We start from the raw sequence: 18226 nt of genomic DNA, 5'->3' as shown, positions 1-18226 counted from the left end.
AGTAAATGAAAGTTTTCAACCTCATCAATTAGTCTAAAAAAAACTTAACCTATTAATAAAGAATGTTTATTTCATAACCCGTCGGTGTGTCTGCCGGTTCTACGGTAACAATGTAATTTTCTTCTTCGGTAAAACCAAACAACGCCGTTCTATCCAATAATACTTGTTCTTCGTTCCCATCTTCATAAACAGCAATTACTTCATAATAGTCCGAAGGCAACACCTCGCTGGTGTTCTCCGCAAATTCTAGGTTTTGAACATCGTATTCAGCAGTATCGATAGTTTCATCGTTGCGTACTAGATAAAAATCTACATCATCAACGTCACTCACAAGGTTGATAAAGTTCACGGTTTTATCATAGGCCTGAGGCAAGCCACTCTCAACAAACGTCGCCGCACCTAATTTTTCATTCGTGTCGTAAATTAAAATAGCCTTACTTTCACCTTGATTAAGCGTAACAAGCTTATTGCTAAGACCCGCTATTGAGCCGGTAGGATCGGTAACCGTAACCCGATAGTCACCGTAGCGGATTGCACTAAACTCTGAAAGTTCGCCTGCTGCGAGAGTAAAACTCACGTCTTCTTCGTCAGTATTTCCGCCAAACGTCACTTGTAGAGGTGTTTCAAGATTAGTTGAATTGTAAATACGATACTGAGAGTCAGCTTCAACATCAGTTAATGCAGTGACTGTTGAAGAATTCAATAAGGTATCAACAACAAGACCATCTTGAATCGCACCACTCACATCACGAAGGGTCATTAGGTATTCGGTCTCATAAACGAAATTAAGGGTTTGCGACTCAAACACTACGTCATCACTGCCAGGTTCAGTAAGAAAAATGGTGTATTCGCCTTCATCAAAATAATCGCTGTCGTCATCTTTATCCCAGTAGTCAAACTCAAGCATATCTGAGGTAGTCACCGTACCAAGAAAGTTAGCAGCCTCGAACGGGTCACCCGACTCACTCATATAAAAGTCATAAGATGAACCGTCTACCGCCACTGATAAGCCGAACAAGCGAAAGTGGTCTTCCATGGTCTCTCGCGCATACGAATAGCTTGCAAATATAGGCGAGCCAAAGTCTCCACTCATTACGACTATGGTTTTGTACCCTTCTTTAAGATCCACCGTAACCGTGTCGATGTAGACTTCCTGATCGTTCGCATCGGTGCGTATAAATTCTAGAGCTAGCTCACCATCCTCCATAGAAAACATTGAGGTCGTGTCGCCAAACTGCGCTGAACCAAAGCTGTCGCCATCTACTTCACGCATTTCTACATTCGCACCATTAGGCGACGCGTTGTAAAACTGCAGATACGCATAAGAGTAATCTGAACTCGTACTGTCTGAGCCACCGCACGCGGTAAGCCCTATGAGAGCAACAAATCCTATTGCTAATGCGCGGAACCACGTTCCTGAAAGCAAAGATTGAGAGGTCAATTGCATAAATTGAATGTCCTTTAAAATTGTTCTTCTGTTGGATGAATGCCGTAATTCAAATGAGCTGGCACCGTTAGCGTGCGTTGGGAACTTGCACAATACAGCGATAGGGCTGCCATCGAAGCGATTAGTTCTTAGCTTTACGCTATCTTTGCAAAGCTGACATTTCTTTATTAAAGGGAGTTATCTATGCCGACCGATAGGACATTTTTAAGGCAAAATAGGGGTTATAACCTGTGAAAACTAATAAAAACGAAGCCATCGGCTGCCAAAAAAATAAACCCCTCCAAAAGAGGGGTTTATCGTCAATCTAAGCCGGCTTAAGCAGGCTTTGCCATGTTTTTAGGGAGACGCCGACATTTACTCGTAAGAGTAAGAAAGCGTTAATCCACTGTACGAAGAGTAAGCGCGAATACCTATGTGCCAAGTCCCTGAGGCTGGCGCATCGAATGTGCATACTTCGTTGTTACCATTTTGGTAGGGGCGACAATCAAAGCTACTTGTCTCTGGTTGAGAGCCAAATTTCACGTAAAGGTCTGCATCGCCAGAACCACCAGAAGTTTGAATTGTCATTCGCGTCACACCTTCAGGAATGGTCCATGTGTAACGATCCCAGTTTCTGCGCGTTCCAGACAGGTTTGTCAGCTGGCCTGACACTGGCTCTACGCCAGGTTCAGCGCCGCCACCGTCGCCTGTGCCGCCGCCAGCACAACCGTTAGTATTCAGATAGTTATAGGTGTCAGCCAGCTGCATTAGGCCATAACCATAAAAGTTATCGCGGCCTGCACTACCTTTATCTTTGGCGGTAGCATTTAGTGCACTTCTAATTTCATTGTTTGTACACTGTGGGAAGTAACTCCATACTAACGCTGCACCACCCGCCACATGCGGAGTGGCCATTGACGTACCGCTCAGTGCAGCATACGTGTTGGTTGGATAGGTAGATTGAACCGCGCTTCCAGGTGCTGCTATTTCTACCTGATCATTGTATTGACTGTAACTGGCGCGGTTTTCATTTGAGTCTACTGCGGCTACTGACATCACTGCATCGTATGACGCTGGGTAAGACTTCGCACTATTACCATCGTTCCCCGCAGCAGCCACTAGCAACATGCCTGCATCAGTGAAGCTTTGCATTGCATTGCGCTCTGTGGTGGAAGAACTGCCGCCACCCAAGCTCATGTTGACGACGTTTGAACCTGCGTTTTGACACTGAGTGATTGCATCAATAAGGTCTGACGCATAAGTCCACTGCCCGTTATCGTTAAAAATTTTAACGATGTGCATGTCAACGCCCGGATACACACCAACGACACCTTCGTTGTTATCGTATGCGGCAATGGTTCCTGCCACGTGAGTACCATGGCCGTTACCATCGTTGTACCAATTCCCTACAGCACTGTTATTGGCCTGACCTGTCACGCCATCATTAGTGCCCGGTAGATCTGGGTGGCCTAAGTTGTACCCCGTATCAATGATACAGACCTTACGAGCGGCAGTGTCTGATTGTGCAAACTGATTTGCCTGTACCATGGTGTAGCCATAAGGTGTTGTTTGCGCCATTGGCTTACGACGCACATCCACCTCGATACTTTCTACATTAGGATTGCTGCGAAGCTTGTTTAGCGCAGACTTGCTCATAGTAGCCGCGACCATTTTGTGCTTTTTCAGCTCTTTCTTAATAGCACCACCCGCTTTTCTCACTTCAGATGTAGCCGACGCAATGTCAAAAGGCTGTTTGGTTTTAGCTTTGGCGCTTTGTAGCTTACCTTTTGCTGCATTTGTTTCTAAGGTTTCGCTCACCATTTCATCTTTGAACTTAATGATGTAGCGTTCTTGGTCCGCAGTAACAAGGCGGTCGACAGTAAGACGCTTTCCTAGTGCTTGCTTAAGAGTTTGAGGTTTCTCTTTAACTTTTACCAAGCCTTCGCCTGCTGCCATTGCAGAGTTGCCCATAAGGCTAAATGATACAGCCAGAGCAGCTGCAGTTAGACATGTGTGTTTCTTATTTAATTTTGAGTTCAAAATTTATTTCCTGTTTTATCTGTCTTATTAACTTCAACACTGTTTTTGTCCGTGCTTTTGAAGCTATTTGTTATTAAATGACATACAGGTATAACCATTACCTCATACGAAAAGCTCATCCATGACAACCGACGCAACTGCGTTGCAACGACCTACCCGTTTGTCAGGTATGTAAACATCTGAATCAATCAGAGTATTCACAAAGCTCATATTATGCGGCTTATCAATGAGTTAAGTATGTAACCTCAACCCTGATGAGCATTTTTCATACCTTTTAAAATGAGTAAAAAATTCTCTTTATTCGTGAAAGCCACGCTAAACGTGCGCTATGAGCGAATTCAGTTTAGGAATGAAAATCTATAATTAACATTTATTTTACAAATTGAAGTGTAACAAAATATTAAATATCTATTTAGCTTTGCTTATGCATTTATAAGAAGGAATGATGTCTAGGTTGAGAGCAACCGGAAATAAAAAAGGCGCTCAGAAATCGTTCTGAACGCCTTTGAATTTACTTATATTGTGTGTTCTTGCACCAACAGGGGGGCACAACAACGTTCGGGTAGCACTATACGCTACGTTGCCTTACTATCTCGTACAAACAAACGCCAGTGGCCACCGATACGTTTAGACTAGTTACGCTGCCGGCCATGGGCAATTTTACCAGTTCATCACACGTTTCCTTCGTCAAGCGACGCATTCCTTTACCTTCAGCGCCCATCACCAGCGCGACAGGGCCTTTTAAATCAACATCATAGAGGGTTTTGTCGGTCTCACCTGCCGTACCAATAACCCATAATCCTTTATCTTGAAGATGCTTTAATGTTCTAGACAGGTTTGTAATTTGAATAAGCGGCACAACCTCCGCTGCACCACAGGCAACTTTTCTCACTGTACCGTTTAGGCTCGCAGAATTATCTTTAGGAACCACAACCGCGTGAACGCCTGCTCCATCGGCCGTACGCAAACATGCGCCGAGATTGTGCGGATCTGTAATACCGTCTAATACGAGAATGAGCGGCTGCGCCTCGTTTTCGAGGATTTTATCCAGATCGGCTTCGTCAAGCACACGAGCTGGCTTAGCCTTTGCCACTACACCTTGGTGCTGCTCGCCTTTCACTTTGTCGTCTAGCGCTTTACGCTGACTAAACTGTACTGAAATGCCAAAACGCCGTGCTTGGTTAACAATGTTGGTTAAGCGTTCATCGTTACGCCCTTTTAAAACCCACACTTCCATTACACGCTCTGGCTCTTTTTCAAGCACCGACTGCATTGCATGTAACCCGTATAACCATTCTTGCTGCGCCATTTAACGCTTACCTCTTTTATTCAATGACAATGTTTTGCCGCCGCTACCGCTTTTTGCACCGCCGCGACTTGACGGTTTTGCACCGCTACGTCTAGACGAGCCTGAACCGCCTTTGCCCCCTTTCTTATCAGAGCGCGAGCCTTTGTCAGAGCGAGCCGTGTTATCAAAGCGAGTAGGTTTATCTGAAGCCTTTTTGGCTGACTTCACTTTCACCTTCTTGCCTTTAGCGGAGCGCAGCATAGACTTATCAAGCAATAAATCAATCTTTCTTTCATCAAGATTGACCGCTGCTACGGTTACTTCTAGGGTATCACCGAGTCTGAACTGGCGGTGGCCTGACTCTCCAACGAGTGCTTGTTTAACCTCATCATAGCGATAATAGTCATCGTCTAAAGATGTGATATGCACCAAGCCGTCGATATGGTATTCGGTTAAGCGAACAAACAAGCCAAAGTTGGTTACCGAGCTCACCACGCCTTCAAAGGTGTCGCCAACGTGATCGAGCATAAATTCACACTTGAGCCAGTCTGCCACATCGCGGGTTGCATCATCGGCGCGGCGCTCAGTCATTGAACACTGTTCGCCAAGTTGCTCAATTTCTTCTACCGTATAATTTTTTGCACCACTTACCGCTTTTTTACCCTTCTGTTTTGCAATGATGCCTTTAAGTGCTCTATGCACTACGAGATCAGGGTAACGTCGAATCGGTGACGTGAAATGCGCATAGGCCTCTAAGGCAAGACCAAAGTGGCCTACGTTTTCGCCATCGTATACGGCCTGCTTCATTGAGCGCAGCAACATGGTTTGAATAAGCTCTTCGTCTACCCGACCACGTGTTTTAAGCACCACATCGGTAAACGCGGCAGGCTCTGCATCTTCAACAATACGGTGAGGAATGCCAATTTCACTTAAGTAGCTGGTAAATGCAGTAAGTCTGTCGGCATCTGGCTTGTCGTGCACGCGATATAGCGCGGGCGCCTCGTGCTTTTCAAGGGTTAACGCCGCACTTACGTTTGCCATGATCATGCATTCTTCAATCAGCTTGTGGGCGTCGTTGCGCACTAGCGGCACAATATTTTCAATTTTGCGCTGTGCGTTAAAGACGAATTTCACTTCTTGCGTCTCAAATTCTATCGCACCGCGTTTAGCACGTGCTTTTTTAAGCGCGCGATATAAGTCGTGTAAGTTTTTAAGATGTGGAACGTGAGGCTCATAGCGCTGGTGCAGCTCTTTATCGCCCTGAAGAATTCCCCACACTTTGTTGTAAGTCAGGCGTGCATGTGAATTCATTACCGCTTCGTAAAACTGAAACGCGTCCAGTTTGCCCTGTGCGCTAATGGTCATTTCACATACCATACAAAGACGGTCAACCTCTGGGTTTAGTGAACACAGGCCGTTCGACAACACCTCTGGAAGCATAGGGATAACTTGGTCAGGGAAGTACACCGAGTTACCACGCTGCTGCGCCTCATCATCGAGGGCGGTGCCGGTACGTACGTAGTGGCTTACGTCAGCAATGGCAACCCAGAGCTGCCAACCGCCATCATCTAACGGTTCGCAATACACCGCATCATCGAAGTCACGGGCGTCTTCACCGTCAATGGTAACTAGCGGAAGCTGACGCAAATCGATGCGGCCCTCTTTGGCGTCATCGGGCACTTGGTCGGTAAGTTTTTCTACTTGCTTAGTCACGCCGTTTGGCCACTGGTGAGGAATATCAAACGTGCGAAGGGCCATTTCGATTTCCATACCAGGCGCCATGTGCTCACCGAGTACTTCAACAATTTTACCCACCGGATTCATTTTACGGCGAGGACGCTGGGTAAGTTCTACCACTACCACCTGCCCCATGCGCGCACCATGCGTACTCTCTGGCGGAATAACGATTTCATGCTGTAAACGGCTGTCATCTGGCACTACCATGCCAAAACCCTGCTCAACAAAGTATCGACCTACGATGGGTTCACTACAAGGCTCAATCACCTGTGTGATAAAGGCTTCTTTTCTACCCCGGCGGTCAGTACCGCTGATGCGCGCTTCTACAACATCATCGTGTAGAAACAAATTCATTTGCCCAGCACTTATGAATAAATCACCGCTTTTATCTTCAGGACGCAAAAAACCGAAACCATCTCTGTGACCTATTATTCGACCTTTAATGATTTCATCACGGTTTTGAAGTATGTATTTCTTCTGTTTGGTGAACTGCACCTGCCCTTCGCGCTCCATAGCACGCAGTCGGCGCTGAATACCAATTCTCGCTTCTTCATCGAAGGCGTTCACCAAATTACAGATATCAAGAAACGACAATGGCTTGTCGTGTTCTTTTAGTAAACTCATTAAATATTCCCGGCTTGCTACCGGGTTGTCGTACTTCTCTTTCTCGCGCTGATAATGCGGATCATCACTCATGTATTTTTAATTTACCTTTCGTATTTTGCTCAGAATGTTTTCGTTCGTGGCCTAATTTTTCAAAGCGCTATGGAAAACATTAAATATGATTTCTTAGACACACAAACCGTTTTTGGTTCATGTGGTTAATTGCTGCACAGTATAACAGTATTTGCAGTAAAAGATTGTGCGTTATTAGGCTTACAACGTTTAGCAAACTATTTTGCTGTGAGCGGGGGCCTACAACTTTGAATAGCGGATTTTCAGTGGTGAAGAATAGAAAGCATGTTGCTAAGTCAGCACATATGAAAGTTGCAGCAACAATTTTGTAAACCGAAATACTTGCTAGTAGATTGACTTTAAATTGGGCTTGTTGTTTGCGGTTCTATATAGGTCGTATGCAACCTGATAATGCATCCATGTTTGGGCACTAATACCGCTCACAGCTTCAAACTTACGAGCAAGCTCAATGGTTAAATTCGAATGCCCGTTAATAAACCGCGATAAATGTTTCGTTGAGATATTTAAGCACTGCGCGATCTCATTTTGCTTCAGCGATGACTTTGACATGCACCTGCGTTTAAAAACTTCACCAGGATGAGGCCTTTTAAGATGTTCAGGCCTTGATACTCGCTCTCCAGTATCGATAAGTGCTTTGCCTCGGCCACCATTGTATTCAATACCTATATGCATACTGTGTTTCATGGGTTGTATTCTCTGTAATCAAGGCAGAAACAAAGGAGCTTATCGTGGACAAAACTTATTATTGCCAATAGAACATCCAATAAAGATTACCACAGAGGTAATTTTTTCTCAAAAAGATGTACACATTTTACCCAGTTACAGATGCATCAACTTCGATCCAAAGTCCGGTTCTAGATTCAGCGCAGCCTGACATCTCTATGTCACAAACACTTAGTATAAAAATGGACTTTCGTTTTTGTTGAACGGGCGTTTAACAAAACACTACATACTCTACTTCCCTACAAAACCTATAAAGAGCAGGCATATGGATAGAAGATCGTTTATAAAGCTGTCGTCATTCGCAGGTGCGACCGTGGCAGTGTCTACAGGGCTAGAAGGCTGTACGGTTAGCACTACAGCAAAAAGCCAACCACAAACTAACGCAACCTTTACCCATGGTGTGGCAAGTGGCAGAAACGCTTGCCGATGATCTTCCGTTACTTATTGAAGACTTGCAGTACTGTAATCTTCACCAGCGCGGCTTTATGACATTGGCCGTCAGCCAAGATAGCGCTACAGCGACTTGGCATTATGTGGATGCGATTTTAACCAAGGCTGGAAAAGTGGTTAATACACGAAGCTATGAGATTAAGGCATAGCGTTCTACAACGCTGTAACGTGTAGGGCATTGAGCTGTAAAGCGGGAACGTTATACCCGTCTGCATAGATAAAAAAGCCTGGACAGAGCCAGGCTTTTTGCTTACCAGGGGACAAAAATTTAGGCGCTGACGCGTTTGCTCTGGCGCGCGCCCGTAGATGTTTTCTGACTGATTGCTCGCTGTAGGGCACTTTTTTTACTGGCATAGATAAATGCCGCAAAGCCAAAAGCAAACCACAATCCGGCAATTAGCCACTCGTTTGGCCACAGCAAAGCACCATTGCTGCCGGGCAAGTATAAGCATGTCATACCTAACGCACCGAGCAGACCAACAACACCAAAAAACATACCGTAAGGTACTTTGTAAGGGCGTGGCATGTTCGGCTCGCTCTTACGAAGTTTGATAAATGATAGCGCGACAAACAAATACGCTAATACAAAACCGAGGCTACCCGCATTAGACACCCAGATAAGAAGCTGCTTACCAAAGAAAGGACCGATGCAGCCAAGGGCAGTAATTGTCCAGATGGCGTTAGTTGGCGTGCGATATTTTGGGTGTAACTGTGCGAAGAATGCTGGCAACATGCCTTCCCTTGCTAATGCATAGACAGCGCGACTTCCGCCAACTAAAAAACCGTTCCAGCTGGTGAGAATGCCTGCCAACCCGCCGATGATCAGCACTTGCCAGCCAATTTGCCCCCACGCTTTGCCCGCTGCATCTACAGCCGGGAGATTGGCCGCTGCCAAACCCTTACCGTCAAATATCATTGAAACGGAAAGTATAACCGCGCAGTACCAGGCGGCGCCCGCTACCACAGCGACGACAATAAGTTTACCCAGTTTGGCTGCCGGCAAATTAATCTCTGAAGCAGCTTGTGGGATAACATCGAAGCCTCCCATCAGAAATGGCGCCATAACCATAACCGCGACAATAGAGCCGGTCACACCGTTGACAAAATAAGGAGACAAATTCTCGGCGTTACCCTCAAAGGTGGCACCAGTAAACAACATAACGCCGGCGGCTAAAATAACCAGCGTAACGAGAGTCTGAAATAACGCAGCGGTTTTCACACCACGAACATTTAGCAGACCAATCACGATGGCACCAGCGGCACCCATTAGGCCGTAGGTCAAATATACATCGTTATTGGCGATGGTCCACAAGTGGCCTTGGTCTAATGGTCCTACAAAATATTCCGCTACCTGTGGCAACGCCACCGCTTCAAATACCGTAATTGACACATAGCCCAGTACCAAAGCCCAACTGCAAATAAATGCAGGCCAACGGCCAAAGGCGCGCATACAGTAATTTTGAGCCCCGCCAGCCATAGGCATGGCAGCAGCAAGCTCTGCGTACAAAAGCCCAATGACGACCAGTATTGCACCTGCGGCCAAGAAGCCGCCGATAGCGCCCATGCTGCCAGCCACACTGATCCATTCACCAACCAGCACTACCCAGCCCCAGCCAATCATGCAGCCAAATGCCAGTGCCAATGTATCTTTTAATCCGAGCTCTTTATCAAGCGCAGTGTTTTTTGTTGTCATTGCAATCGACCCCCCTGCTTTTATCCTTTTACCTCGCGGACAGGGCAAACCAAACATGTTACCTACAAGATGGTTTGCCCTGTGAAATACCGTCGGTAAAATTGAAAATTAAATCTCTGTTTTAAATGTGAATCCGAACATGCGAGGGCTACCTACTTGCCCAGACAACACACCGGCACTTCCAGAGGTCAGAATTTCAGTGAAGTATTCTTCGTCGGTCAGGTTTTTCACCCAAAAGCTGGCTTCCCACCCTTCATCTGACTCCACACCAATCCTAAAACCGGTAAGCCCGTAAGCTTCCTGACTCACTGCTTTTAAGTTATCAAGTGAAAAGAAAACATCATCTTGATAGGTGTAGTCAACTTGCGCATAGCCATATAGCCCGCCGCTTAAGTCATGAAAATAGCGGGCAACGACGTTGTAAGTAAACTCTGGCGTGTTCGCTGGTGTAGCGTCGGAGTAAGACAACAGTCCAACTTCCGCATCAACACTTGCATCGGTATAACCCGCGCCAGCGATAATCTCTAAATTATCCGTAGGCAGCCAGTTCGCTTCAATTTCAGCACCTTTTACACTGGCTGAGCCAGCATTGAAAATGGTGTAGCGACCGTCAGGTAAATCAGCGAATAACTGCATATCGTCATAGTCGTAGTTAAACACTGCCGCATTTAATCGAAGGGTATTGTCCATAAGCGTGGACTTAACGCCCAACTCAACCGCATCAATAAATTCAGGCTCGGCAGAGCTGTGATCGCCTTGCGTTGCCGCCCAGAAGCCGTTCCATACGCCTGCTTTGTAGCCGTGACTAAAGTTACCATACAACAACACATCATCGCTTAACACGTAGTCCAGACCCACCTTATAGGTTAACTCGGTTGAACTAATTTCTTCGTCGTCAACAAGGATTGGCGTGTCTACAGAAAAGAATGTCACGTCGCCAGTGAAATCATCATCTAAATTGACGACTGTGGTGCCACCATCAAACGAAATTTCATCTCTTGTGATACGCGCACCTGCAATCAGCTTCCACTTGTCGGAGAGCTGAGTTTCAGTGTGCAAGTAAGCCGCAATACTGGTGGTGTCTTGGGTAAAATCGACCTGCACATCGTGATTTACGCGGTCAGTGTAACCATAGAGGTCGAACACTTCTTGGGTATCTTGGTAGTACATCAAACCAGTGATCCAGTCCGTTTTTCCAGCCAGTGGACGGGCAGATGTCAGACGAAGCTCTTGACTGAACACATCAATATCGTTGCTGTATGACGTATCACCTATGCGAAATGGGCTACCGTCAAAATCTTCTTCGGTGGTTTTATCAAGGGTTTCAAATGCAGTAATTGAAACAAATGAGAATGCATCGAAGTCAAGGGTAGCATGAGCTAGCGCGCCGAAACTGTCGCTTTCAATCACCGGCTCTTGACTGAATTCCCCTTCACGCACATCGGTATAAGGGTCGTAGTAACCTACACGGTTAACACAGTTGCTGTTGTTAATGAACGCGTGGATGTCATTGTCTGCACGACTCAAACAATTGTTGCGATACTGCTGCCCATTAACGCCTGGCAACTCTGGTGCTGGGCCTGTTGGGTTATCGAGAGCGCTGCGCCCAATCCCTACCCATGGCTCGTTTTCGCTGCGGTCGCGGCCGCCATGCAGATTGACGTATAGCTCTCCATTGTCTAAATCAAATAAGAAACCCGTACGTACTGCGAATGCATTTACTCTTCCTAGATCTCGGTTTGAGTCATCCAGACGATTGGTGAATGTTCCTTCACCTTGATAGAGCCACTTCGCTGAAACCCGCGCTGCAACGTCTCCGGTTAAAGAAAACGATTTAGCAATTTCAGCATCGGCCGATTCGTAATTACCCACGCCAATTCTGGCATAACCGCGACCGTCGTGATCGGGTCTTACTGTGGTAAAACTGACTGCCCCTGCCGTCGTGTTACGCCCAAAAAGCGTACCTTGGGGCCCTTTAAGTACTTCTACACGTTCAGTGTCAAAGACAGAAAAGCTCATCATGGTGTTGGTTGGCAGGAACAACTCGTCAACATAAACACCTACCGGCGCAACACTATTTGAAGTAAACGCGGCGTTACCTATGCCGCGGATAGTAAAGATGGGCGCTGATTTATTCAGTACATTTTTAACATTTAAGTTTGGGGTATGAACTGCAATATCAATTGGCTCTTGGATACCCAGCTTTTCCATTGATTTTTGATCAAAGGCGGTAACAGCCACACTCACGTCCTGTACGCTTTGTACACGCTTTTGCGATGTGACTTGAATAACTTCTAACCCGCGAGACGGTTCTTCTTCTGATTCTTGCTGTGCTATTGCGCTATTACTTGTTGCCATTGCTACGCCACAGGCAATCGCAGTGCGCCAGAAAACATGTTTTCCCATTTTCATTATGTGGTTCCTCCAACAATTCACTTTTTTTATTTTTCGGGCAACTGGCGATTATTATTTTTTGCATCCGGTAACGGGCATCAAGTGGCTCGTTTTTGTTTTCCGGATATAGTTTACCCGCTATCCAAACTAGCGTTACCACTCGCAGTAAACAATGGATAAAAATTATCCACCCCTGTGAATTAAACTCACAGACTTAGACAAAGCAGGAGGTGCACGTCTTATTTAAATTTCCAATTGGTAAATTGGTCTGATCAGCTGTGCAGCGCACGCATGATCCACTCTTCAAACAACCTCACTTTAAGTGGAAGATAAGCATCAGGTTGGCGCAAAATGTAATAGTTATGAGGCTCATCGAGCGGCTTGTTCATACACTGAACTAATTGTCCGTTTTTAATGAACTCAAGGGTTTCAAAGCTGTTTGCCAACGCGATTCCATAGCCCTGGGAAGCGGCGGCGATAGCCTGACTAGTATTAGAGAAATAGATATTATTAGCGGGGGTTCGACGCGCATTATACTGCTCTAACCAACGAGGCCATTGACCATGCCCTTCGTGGATCAAAGTGTGTTCGACTAATCGTTGAACGCTGATATTGTGACCGATTTTATTGAGCAATGTGGGGCTGCACACAGGAAAAAGCGGGGGTGAGACCAGCATGCTCACCTGCCGTTCATCTTCTTGAGGTTTGCCATAGCACAACGCAATATCGATGTCCTTTGGGATCTGAGTTTGCATTGCGTCGATGACCGACACTTGAATGGTTATGTTGGGATAGTGCTCGCTGAACTCACAAATGTGTTTGGTTGCCCAGCATGTCGCCATTGTCTGAGTACAGGCTATATGCAAGGTCCCACTCATCTTATCGCGACTTAAATGGCGCGCGCCATCGGCGATTAAGTCAAAGCCGTCGCGTACTGAGTCATACAGACTGATACCCGCAGCCGTTAGCGCCATTCTATTATTGGCCCGTGAAAACAGGACCACGCCGAGCTGCTCTTCCAGTGCTCTTATCTGATGACTTATAGCACCGTGGGTAACGCCCAGTTGTTCACCGGCCTTACCCAAATGCAAGGTTTGCGCTGCTGCTTCAAACGCCCTTAACGCCGAAAGAGGAAGTTTCCGCCTGTCCATTTTGCTTCTCGCTGTTGGTCATTTATGCCGATGGAATTTTTCTCACAAAATACTATATTTTGTGAGAAAAAATAACAAGCATGCAAACTATCATCAACATTGAGAAGTGCGCAAGTCAGGCGAAAAAGGCTCCTGTTATAACCGGTTGGCAGTCACAACGTTTTGCGTTCTTTTTATTGCAGGGACGTTAAACGCTTGCCTGCTCGGTAAACAGTGTTGTGAACTTGTCCAGACCTTCTTCAAGCACTTGGGAAGTAATGGTAAGCGCAGGCAAAAAGCGAATAACATTACCATAATAACCACACGCAAGCAGCACCAAGCCGTGCTTTGCTGCATTGGCAATAAGCCGCTGTGTCAGGTGTGTATTCGGTTTGTCTGCATCGCCGTCTTCACAAAGCTCTAATGCAATCATTGCTCCCTTGGCGCGAACCTCACTGATAAGCGCTGGAAATTGCGCCTTAAGTTCGTTCAATCTTGCCAAGAAGGTTTCGCCAATGGTGTTTGCACTGCTGATTAACTGCTCTTCTTCAATAATATCTAGCACCGCAAGCGCTGCCGCACAGCTTACCGGCGAGCCACCGTATGTTCCGCCAAGTCCACCTGGGTGTGATGCATCCATAATATGTTGTTTGCCAACGACAGCAGCTAACGGGAAACCACCCGCGATGCCTTTTGCCATGGTGATGAGGTCTGGCTCTATGTCGGCATATTCAGTGGCAAACATTTTACCTGTACGGGCAAAGCCAGACTGAATTTCATCGCTGATCAATACGATACCGTGCTCATCGCACAGCGTGCGAAGCGCTTGCATGAATTCAACCGGTGCTGCGTAAAACCCACCTTCACCTTGAACCGGCTCCAAAATAATAGCGGCCACATCCTGCGCGGGAATAGTGGCTTTGAATAGGTTTTCAATACCTTTAAGTGCATCTTCAACGCTTACGCCATGAAGCGCATTAGGGTAAGGCGCATGGTAGATATCACCCGGGAAAGGACCAAATAAATTTTTATACGGCGTTACTTTACCGGTTAACCCCATCGTCATATTAGTACGACCATGAAAACCACCGTTGAACGCGATTACACCGCGGCGACCGGTGTGAGCACGTGCAATTTTCACACAGTTTTCGACCGCTTCAGCACCTGTGGTCACAAAAATTGCGCGTTTTTCGCTATCGCCCGGTGCAACAGCGTTAAGTTTTTCAGCCAGTTCAACGGCCACTTCATATGGATTTACCATGACACAGGTATGACTAAACTTATCAACCTGCTTTTTCACAGCTTCAACGATTTTTGGGTGGCTGTGCCCGGTGTTACACACTGCGATGCCGGTACCGAAATCGATGTATCGATTACCTTCCACATCCCACATTTCCGAACCTTGTGCACGTTCAACGTAAACTTGATAAGCATTGCCCTGACCGCGGGCAAACGCCTGTACTTTTCTTTCTTGTAGTGATTGATTTTTCATTGCTTTACCCTCTAACTGCTTAAATGCCGCCCATGCACAAATATTTAATTTCTAGATAATCTTCCAAACCATACTTGGAGCCTTCACGACCATTGCCTGATTGTTTAACACCGCCAAATGGCGCCGCAGCGTTTGAAATAGCGCCTTCGTTTATTCCAACCATGCCAAATTCAAGCTGCTCGGCTACACGCCACACTCGGCCGATATCGCGGCTGTAAAAATACGCGGCAAGCCCATACTCACTGTCATTCGCTTGGGCGATGACTTCACTTTCCTCGTTGAATCGCAATATGGCTGAAACTGGCCCAAAGATTTCATCTACGGCTAGCGGCATTTGCTGTGTTACCCCGGTGACAACCGTAGGAGCAAAGAAATTAGAGCCATCTTGTGGCGCACCGCCAAACACGACTTTTGCGCCTTGCTCGACGGAATCATCAAGCAATCGCTTTACGCCCTGCACCGCTTTTTGATGGATAAGCGGGCCAATATTCACCCCTTCATCCAGACCGTTGCCCACTTTAAGCGCGCTGACTTTGGTAATGAGTTTTTCAACAAACTGGTCATGTACACTGTCGTGCACGTAAATGCGGTTTGTGCATACACATGTCTGCCCGGCGTTGCGGTATTTCGACACTATGACGCCGTCTACGGCGGCGTCTATATCCGCATCGTCAAAAACGATAAACGGCGCATTTCCGCCAAGCTCCATGGACACCTTTTTCACGCCATCTGCGCACTGAGCAATGAGGGTCTTACCTACACCGGTTGAACCCGTGAAGGTAAATTTCGCCACGCGGGGATGCTGGGTAAGTACTTTACCGATATCGGAAGCCTGCGTACCTGTGACTATGTTCAACACGCCTGCGGGTATTCCGGCTTGCTCCGCCAGCTCGGCCATGGCCAGTGCTGACAAGGGAGTTTCGGAGGCTGGGCGAACCACAAAAGTACAACCTGCCGCAAGTGCAGCGGCGGCTTTACGAGCGATCATGGCATTCGGAAAGTTCCAAGGTGTGATCGCAGTAACAACACCCACGGGCTGCTTGATAACAACGACACGTTTATCTGGAGACGGCCCCGGAATGGTATCGCCATAGACCCGTTTAGCTTCCTCTGCAAACCACTCAACATACGCAGCACCATATTTGATTTCGCCGATAGCCTCAGCCACAGGCTTACCCTGCTCAAGCGTTAACAAATGACCCAGCGTGTCTGCATGCTCGATCATAAGGTTGAACCACTTTCTTAATAGCGAGGCGCGTTCTGCCGCGGTGGTTTTTGACCAGCTTTTAAAGGCCATATCTGCTGCTTCGATTGCCGCCAGTGCATCGTCTTTTGTCGCATCTGCCACACGGGCCACCAGTTCACCCGTCGCCGGATTATTGACATCAAACGTGTGCTGGCTAGCTTGCCATTGACCATTAATGTACGAGCCATTTTTAATGAGCGTTTGTAACGCGTGGGGTTGCATAATCAGATCCTTTAAACCAAGGGTGCCTGAGGCACGGCGTTAAACTTTAAATGCAGCATAGCCCCACGATACTTTTGCTTATATAATTGTTTATCATTATTCACTTTTGAATTTGCAAATGTATGGGTAAAAACAAAGCGATACTGGCTGGAAATTTGACCGATTTGGATATTCGACAGCTAAGAATATTTTTAGCGGTCGTTGAAGCGGGTGGGTATACCGCCGCTGAATTAACGCTTAACTTGGCAAATTCCACTATCTCTAATCACATCTCTAATTTAGAGAAGCGTCTGGACATGAAGCTGTGTGAACGAGGGCGCTCCGGTTTTCGTTTGACCGAGCAAGGTGAAGTGGTGCACAACGCGACCCGCAACCTGTTTAACTCAATGGAAGCGTTTAAACAGGTGGTAAACCAAAGTCACGAACAAATTCTAGGCAGCTTAAATCTGGCATTGGCTGAGCATATTCCTGGGATCCATAACGGGACAATCGTTCGTGCACTAGAGTCTTTTTCCGACAAAGCCCCTAAAGTGTCGTTGAGTCTGTCGACCATTGGCTCAGATGAAGTAGAAGAAGCCGTATTACAGAGCCGAGCCGATATTGGTATTACGGTGCTGTCACGTTCAAACAGTGCGTTAGACGCAACACCGTTGTTTCGTGAGACCATGCATTTATATGCGTTGCGCCACCACCCGTTACATCAACACGCAAAGTTAACTGTTGAGCAAGTTCGCGCCTACGGGATTGTTGAATCTCCCCGTATGGTGGTGGGGCGCGAGCCTGGTGACATTCATCAAAACTGGCCAATCACTGCACGGGCCCACCAACAGGAATCCCGCATTGCCCTGCTGTTAACCGGTAAGTACATAGGCTATCTGCCAGAGCACTTTGTTTCCATGTTGGGCTACAGCGATAAACTGCAGCCGCTGCTACCTGACGTGTTAAGCTACACCAATGATTATCATGCCATCAGAAAAAAGCCACTGGCCAACCAACGTATAGTGAACTTGTTTATGCAAGAGCTTCAGGATAACTGACCTCTCTATTTCTGTATTCTCGAAAATTGAGAGCTCAGGTGATTTAGATACAGTTAAGGTATAGTTAAGGTGATGTGACTAGGGTCATGAAAGCGCTTGATTAATTAAGCGCTTTTGAGACGGTTCGATGAACCATAGTCGACATATTGGAAGCAATTTTGTGACAAATATTCTGTCAGCCGTTAGGAAACCGAACAGGCCCCAATTCTGTATAACAAAGTTGTGCAGCCCCTATGCACGAAAGAACTATCTCAGTACACTATTAGTCTAGGACAGCAATAACATTTAACCAAAAAGCGAAATGGAGACTGCAATGAAAAAACTTATGATGGCTACAGCTATTGGCGCTGCGACCTTATTAAGCGCGTGTAGCTCAGAGCATGGCACAACGCAATGCACTACTGCACCGGAAGCAGAATGGCAAAACCAAGATGCGTTTCAGGCACAGCTGCTAGCGCAAGGCTACAAAATTAATGAGTTTAAAGTGACTGGCGGCAACTGCTACGAAATTTACGGCTTCGATAAAGAAGAGAATAAAGTTGAAATTTACTTCAACCCGGTTGATGGCAGCATTGTTAAGAAAGAAATGCACTAAGTGTGTTTTAGCAGGCTGTACATAGGCCGCTTGCTTTAACATTTGATAAAAACGCTG

At 46.6% G+C, this 18226-nt stretch carries 14 protein-coding genes; 4 read left to right on the top strand and 10 right to left on the bottom strand.

Annotated elements, in window-relative coordinates; translation table 11 throughout:
• Positions 1–52: 52 nt before the first annotated feature.
• From GVO63_RS12090 to GVO63_RS12070, 5 genes are all read right to left on the bottom strand, one after another.
• Positions 53–1447 carry a DUF4397 domain-containing protein gene (locus GVO63_RS12090; protein ID WP_159492961.1) on the bottom strand — a complete coding sequence of 465 codons (1395 nt, stop codon included), beginning with the start codon at positions 1445–1447 and terminating at the stop codon, positions 53–55.
• 354 nt (positions 1448–1801) lie between these two features.
• Positions 1802–3466, bottom strand: coding sequence for a S8 family serine peptidase (locus GVO63_RS12085; protein WP_159580150.1), 1665 nt, complete (start codon positions 3464–3466; stop codon positions 1802–1804).
• Positions 3467–4034: 568 nt separating this feature from the next.
• Positions 4035–4775 carry a 23S rRNA (guanosine(2251)-2'-O)-methyltransferase RlmB gene (gene rlmB / locus GVO63_RS12080; RefSeq protein WP_159580148.1) on the bottom strand — a complete coding sequence of 247 codons (741 nt, stop codon included), beginning with the start codon at positions 4773–4775 and terminating at the stop codon, positions 4035–4037.
• Positions 4776–7187 (bottom strand): ribonuclease R, encoded by a 2412-nt coding sequence (rnr, locus tag GVO63_RS12075; protein ID WP_159580146.1) that lies wholly within the window; start codon positions 7185–7187, stop codon positions 4776–4778.
• Positions 7188–7511: 324 nt separating this feature from the next.
• The gene (locus GVO63_RS12070; protein WP_159580144.1) at positions 7512–7871 is read right to left on the bottom strand and encodes a HigA family addiction module antitoxin; all 360 of its coding nucleotides are present in this window, start codon (positions 7869–7871) and stop codon (positions 7512–7514) included.
• Between the two features lie 304 nt (positions 7872–8175).
• Here GVO63_RS12070 and GVO63_RS12065 point away from each other — a divergent pair, with 304 nt between their 5' ends.
• Both GVO63_RS12065 and GVO63_RS12060 read left to right on the top strand, forming a co-directional pair.
• Positions 8176–8340, top strand: coding sequence for a twin-arginine translocation signal domain-containing protein (locus tag GVO63_RS12065; RefSeq protein ID WP_159580142.1), 165 nt, complete (start codon positions 8176–8178; stop codon positions 8338–8340).
• On the top strand, positions 8318–8509 hold the full coding sequence (locus GVO63_RS12060; RefSeq protein WP_236552133.1) for a hypothetical protein: 192 nt from the start codon (positions 8318–8320) through the stop codon (positions 8507–8509). Before GVO63_RS12065 ends, GVO63_RS12060 begins: the two co-directional genes overlap by 23 nt.
• A 119-nt stretch (positions 8510–8628) precedes the next feature.
• Here GVO63_RS12060 and GVO63_RS12055 read toward each other — a convergent pair whose 3' ends face one another.
• From GVO63_RS12055 to GVO63_RS12035, 5 genes are all read right to left on the bottom strand, one after another.
• Positions 8629–10053, bottom strand: a complete 1425-nt coding sequence (locus GVO63_RS12055) for an APC family permease (RefSeq protein WP_159580140.1) — start codon at positions 10051–10053, stop codon at positions 8629–8631.
• 108 nt (positions 10054–10161) lie between these two features.
• Positions 10162–12465 (bottom strand): TonB-dependent receptor, encoded by a 2304-nt coding sequence (locus GVO63_RS12050; protein WP_159580138.1) that lies wholly within the window; start codon positions 12463–12465, stop codon positions 10162–10164.
• Between the two features lie 254 nt (positions 12466–12719).
• Complete coding sequence (locus tag GVO63_RS12045) at positions 12720–13598, bottom strand: LysR substrate-binding domain-containing protein (RefSeq protein WP_159580136.1); 879 nt, start codon at positions 13596–13598, stop codon at positions 12720–12722.
• 187 nt (positions 13599–13785) lie between these two features.
• On the bottom strand, positions 13786–15069 hold the full coding sequence (gene gabT, locus GVO63_RS12040) for a 4-aminobutyrate--2-oxoglutarate transaminase (protein WP_159580134.1): 1284 nt from the start codon (positions 15067–15069) through the stop codon (positions 13786–13788).
• A 19-nt stretch (positions 15070–15088) separates the two neighbouring features.
• A complete protein-coding gene (locus GVO63_RS12035) occupies positions 15089–16537 on the bottom strand; it encodes an NAD-dependent succinate-semialdehyde dehydrogenase (protein WP_159580132.1) in 1449 nt (482 codons plus the stop codon).
• A 122-nt stretch (positions 16538–16659) separates the two neighbouring features.
• Here GVO63_RS12035 and GVO63_RS12030 point away from each other — a divergent pair, with 122 nt between their 5' ends.
• Together GVO63_RS12030 and GVO63_RS12025 are read left to right on the top strand one after the other, a co-directional pair.
• Positions 16660–17574 (top strand): LysR family transcriptional regulator, encoded by a 915-nt coding sequence (locus GVO63_RS12030; protein ID WP_159580130.1) that lies wholly within the window; start codon positions 16660–16662, stop codon positions 17572–17574.
• 313 nt (positions 17575–17887) lie between these two features.
• On the top strand, positions 17888–18169 hold the full coding sequence (locus tag GVO63_RS12025; protein WP_159492950.1) for a PepSY domain-containing protein: 282 nt from the start codon (positions 17888–17890) through the stop codon (positions 18167–18169).
• The last annotated feature ends 57 nt before the right edge of the window (positions 18170–18226 follow it).

It is taken from the genome of Alteromonas sp. KUL106 (genome assembly GCF_009811415.1).
In the GTDB taxonomy this organism is placed as follows: Bacteria; Pseudomonadota; Gammaproteobacteria; order Enterobacterales; family Alteromonadaceae; genus Alteromonas.
Note: the sequence above shows the minus strand (reverse complement) of the source record. Positions and strands in the feature narration are given on the sequence as shown.